Source organism: Dolichospermum sp. LEGE 00246, assembly GCF_015207865.1.
GTDB lineage: Bacteria > Cyanobacteriota > Cyanobacteriia > Cyanobacteriales > Nostocaceae > Dolichospermum > Dolichospermum heterosporum.
Map to the genome: position 1 here is coordinate 1 of NZ_JADEWA010000417.1, position 4,882 is coordinate 4,882.

A 4,882-nucleotide genomic window follows, 5' to 3' on the forward strand; every position below is an offset into this window, starting at 1 on the left:
CTTCTCTCCTGTCCCCCTCCTCGCTTGCGGGGAGGGGCTAGGGGTGGGGTTCTAATAATGATTCCCGACTTTCCGGTGGTGTACTGCTGTCATGGCATCGGGATTTGATACTCTACCAGCGTAAGCTGTGCTGTATACTGCCCAATGATCGCCACAATCCATGCGGCTGACGACTTCGCACTCTACGTAAGCTAGGGCATCTGTGAGGATAGGTGCGCCATTTTCTGCTGGTTGGGTTTTCACTCCTTGAAAACGATCTGCACCGGGGGCAAATCTCTTTAAGAAGTGTTTCATTAATGGTTGATAGTTACCTTCTTCGAGTACGTTGAGAACGAAGCGATCGCCTACTTGCATGAGTGATTCTATCGCCCGATCTTTGGCAACTGCGATGGAAAAGCCCAAGGGTTTAAAGCTGGCTTGACTTACCCAGGACGCTAACATGGCGCTGGATACGTCGTCTTTTTTGGCTGTGATAATATATAAACCGCCGCTAATTCTGCCTAAAGCTTTGTCTAAGTCAGCCGCAAGGGATTTCATGGCTTTGATGCTTTTGTCTCTTGTTACCCATTGTCCTAAGTCTGTACCAGCTTCTTCACATTTTTTATAGGTGTTGGCTGTGGGTGTTTCCCGAATTTCAATGACGGGGAAAGCGATATTTAAGCCTAAAGCCCGGAATTTATTTAATATGGGATAGGTAGGTTCATCATCTCCTCCACCGGTTTCAAAAATGCCAATGGCTTGTTTTTCTTTGGCTGAACCTAAAACGGTGCTGAGTGCAGCTTGAATGTTAGAATTGCTGGATGCTGGGGGCATTCCCACGACTAAACCTGTACAACGTCCTACTAATTCCCGCAGTTCTTGTAATTCGTTAACGCTGGCTAAATCTACTATTTCGACAGCGACACCGGTTTTTGTAATCCCGTTAGCAATAGATTGGGCAATGCGATCGCCAAAACCGTACTCGGAGACGTAAAATATCCCTACAGGGGTTTCGGCTTTGGTTTGTCCTTGACTCCAACTGCGATAGCGTCCAGTTAATTCTTCGACATTATGGTATAGTAGGGGTCCGTGTCCGGTGGCAATCATGCGAATTGTTTTCAATTCTGCCATGCGCTTCATTGCGGACAGGACGGAACGGGCATTTGGACCCATTAAACAATCGTAGTAATATTGAAAATCGGCTTCTATTGCTGCTAAATCGTCATCAAAGGTACTTTCTGAGCAGTAATGTAACCCGAAAGCGTCGCAGGTGTAGAGAATTTGGGTTTTGTGGTCAAAGCTGAAAATGGTATCCGGCCAGTGTAAATTAGGAGCTATGACAAATTCAAATTCGTGTCCATTTCCTAAATCTAGGCGATCGCCATTTTTGACAATTTTCCGGTTAAATGGTTGATGTACCATATCTTCCAAAAACTGAATTGCCACTTTTGACGCAACTACAGTTATATGAGGCGCGAGTTGTAATAAGTCTTTCACTAAACCGCTATGATCTGGTTCAGTGTGACTCACAATTAAATAATCAATATCTTGGGGATTAATTAAACCCGTGAGAGTATCAAAATAAAGTTGGCGAAACTTTTCATGGGAGGTATCAACTAGGGCGATTTTTTCACCCCGAATCAGAAAAGAGTTGTATGTCGTGCCATTTTGTAAACCAAATTCAATATCAAAGCGATCGCGGTCCCAATCTAAAGACCTAATTGCGGTAGTATCTTCACTAATCTCTACAGTATTTATAGTCAGACGCTTTTCTAGTTTCTCGATAAGCAATACCATAACGCCCCTCTTTAATAAATTGAGTATTTATGCCTTGCTCTTATTGTGGCACGGGTTGAATATTAATTTTTCTTAAAAAACCTATGAGTAAGTTAAGAAAATTAAAACTGTGAACAATCATCCCCAGCTAAAAGATCAATATCATGTTTCTATAGTCCTTATGGTCGGCAATTCCCGCCTCCATTGGGCATTATTCATAGACAAAACTTTATACTCAACTGGGGATACATTTCATCTATCTGCATCTATTATCCAACAATTAGCTCAATATCCAACCTTAGATAATTGGTTGACAGCGATTTCTTTACCTAACAATCTTCCCATTATTCCAGATTGTCCCATACCCCTGATTCTCGCTTCTGTCGTTCCTAGTCAAACCGCATTGTGGCAAAGTTATCCTCATCTTCACATCATTACCCTAGAAGATGTCCCATTACAGAGAATGTATCCCACACTAGGAATTGATAGGGCTTTAGCGGTATGGGGTGCGGGAATAACTTGGGGATTTCCCATATTAGTAATTGATGCTGGTACAGCATTGACTTTTACAGGTGCAGACAATCATCAATGCTTTGTTGGTGGGGCAATTTTGCCGGGTTTAGGGTTACAATTTGCCAGTTTGGGACAAAAAACCGGACAATTACCATTATTAAAACCTGGTTTAATGATATCTTTACCACTACATTTTGCCATGAATACATCAGATGCAATTCAAAGTGGCGTAATTTACACCTTATTAAGTGGGATAAAGGATTTTATTGAGGCTTGGTGGCGGTTATTTCCTGGTAGTCAGGTTGTAATGACTGGTGGTGATAGTAATTTATTGAAAACCTATCTTTATCAACAAGTTCCAGATATAGCAGAACGATTAATTGTAGATAATTATTTGATATTTCAGGGAATTGGAAATATAGTGATTAAGTAATAAATATTTTAATTTTCTTTACACACTTTGGTTTTATTGTGTTCACCCACTTAAATCATCAATTCCCCCACTTGTCACAACCACCTCAATAGCCAAATCAGGAACAGATTTTTCCGAATCAACTCCTAACCCCTTAACAAGTTTAGATCCCCGACTTCTTAAAGAAGTCGGGGATCTGGGTTTGACGATAAGTAGTGAGACAGAATTAATTACACAATGTCATTGCGAACGAAGTGAAGCAATCGCAGAGGTTGTGATTGCTGTCATTGCGAACGAAGTGAAGCAATCGCAGGGGTTGTGATTGCTGTCATTGCGAACGAAGTGAAGCAATCGCAGGGGTTGTGATTGCTGTCATTGCGAACGAAGTGAAGCAATCGCAGGGGTTGTGATTGCTGTCATTGAGAACGAAGTGAAGCAATCGCAGGGGTTGTGATTGCTGTCATTGCGAACGAAGTGAAGCAATCGCAGGGGTTGTGATTGCTTCCCTTCCCTCGCAATGACTGTAAATATTTTTGTCCAATTACTTATATGGTAAAATTGGATTCAAAACCACACAGAAAACATGGCTACAAAAATCCCCGTTACCGTCATCACAGGCTTCTTAGGAAGCGGTAAAACCAGCATTATCCGTCACCTCCTCCAAAACAACCAAGGACGACGGATAGCAGTATTAGTCAACGAATTTGGCGAACTGGGGATAGATGGAGAATTATTGAAATCCTGTCAAATTTGCCCTGAAGATGAAACAGAAGCAAATCCAGAAACTAACATATTTGAACTGACAAACGGCTGTTTATGCTGCACGGTTCAAGAGGAATTTTACCCGACAATGCGGGAATTAATTAAACGCCGCGATAGCATAGATTATATTATCATTGAAACCTCTGGTTTAGCATTACCAAAACCCTTAATTAAAGCCTTTCGTTGGCAAGAAATCCGCAATGCTGCTACAGTAGATGCAGTAATTACAGTAGTAGATTGTGCCGCAGTTGCAGCGGGAACATTTGCTAGTGATTTAGATGCGATCGCCGCCCAACGCCAAGAAGATGATAGTCTAGAACATGAAACGCCATTACAAGAATTGTTTGAAGATCAACTTGCTTGTGCTGATTTAGTGATTTTGAATAAAACTGATTTGGTTGATAGTGAAACACAAGCACAAGTCCTAGAATTAGTCAAGAATGAATTACCTAGAGTTGTGAAAATTGTCTCTAGTGATTATGGTAAATTAGATCCATCTATCTTATTAGGATTTGCTGCCGCAGTTGAAGATAATTTAGATGATCGTCCTAGTCATCACGACACAGAAGAAGACCATGATCATGATGATGAAATTAACTCAACTCACGTGATTTTAGACCGGACATTTGACCCCGAAAAACTACAAGCAACATTAGAAAAGCTGGCACAAGAACAAGAAATATACAGAATTAAAGGTTTTGTGGCGGTTGCTAATAAACCCATGCGGTTAGTTATGCAAGGTGTGGGAAATAGATTTGATAAATTTTATGATCGTCCTTGGAAAGTAGAAGAACCAAAACAAACCAGTTTAGTTTTTATCGGTCGTAATTTACAATCTTCAGCAATAGAATCTCAATTAGTAGCTTTGTAATATGAATATCACAGATTTATTTAACGTTGCCAATCTTTTTGTTTTGCCTTTTTGGGCTTTAATGATTTTATTGCCTAACTGGAATATCACCCGCAAGGTAATGGAATCTTATCTACCTTTTGTAGTTTTAGCTGGTGCATATTTGTACTTATTTGTCATCAGCATTACCCCAGAAAACGCCGCAGCTTTATCAAATCCTCAATTAGCAGATATAGCCAAGTTTTTTAGTAATGAAACTGCTGCTGCTACAGGCTGGATTCACTTTTTGGTTATGGATTTATTTGTTGGTAGATGGATTTATTGGCAAGGTCAAAAAACCGGAATTTGGACAATTCACTCGATAGCTTTGTGTTTATTTGCAGGTCCTTTAGGTGTCCTTTCTCATATTTTCACCTATTGGATTACCAAGGCTTTTTCTAAAGATTCTGAAGGTGTGACAGCCACACAAAAAGCAGAAGTTTAGGAATTTATATCCCCGACTTCTCCAAGAAGTCGGGGATATGCGTATCCTAGAAACCTTGTAGAGACGATCTTAGCCCCCTCATCGCTTGCGGGGAGGGGGTTGGGGG

At 40.8% G+C, this 4,882-nt stretch carries 4 protein-coding genes; 3 read left to right on the forward strand and 1 reads right to left on the reverse strand.

Translation table 11 applies throughout. The features are described 5' to 3' along the window. Nucleotides 1-51: 51 nt before the first annotated feature. Nucleotides 52-1,776 carry a diflavin flavoprotein gene (locus IQ228_RS21150; RefSeq protein WP_193964316.1) on the reverse strand — a complete coding sequence of 575 codons (1,725 nt, stop codon included), beginning with the start codon at nucleotides 1,774-1,776 and terminating at the stop codon, nucleotides 52-54. A gap of 109 nt (nucleotides 1,777-1,885) precedes the next feature. Here IQ228_RS21150 and IQ228_RS21155 point away from each other — a divergent pair, with 109 nt between their 5' ends. The 3 genes from IQ228_RS21155 (at nucleotide 1,886) to IQ228_RS21165 (ending at nucleotide 4,776) form a co-directional block, all read left to right on the forward strand. Then, entirely contained in the window at nucleotides 1,886-2,701 is an 816-nt protein-coding gene (locus IQ228_RS21155) for a pantothenate kinase (RefSeq protein WP_193964318.1), read from the forward strand. 562 nt (nucleotides 2,702-3,263) lie between these two features. Then, nucleotides 3,264-4,313 (forward strand): cobalamin biosynthesis protein CobW, encoded by a 1,050-nt coding sequence (cobW, locus tag IQ228_RS21160; RefSeq protein WP_027401944.1) that lies wholly within the window; start codon nucleotides 3,264-3,266, stop codon nucleotides 4,311-4,313. 1 nt (nucleotide 4,314) lies between these two features. Beyond that, entirely contained in the window at nucleotides 4,315-4,776 is a 462-nt protein-coding gene (locus tag IQ228_RS21165; RefSeq protein WP_027401945.1) for an ABA4-like family protein, read from the forward strand. Nucleotides 4,777-4,882: the final 106 nt, after the last annotated feature.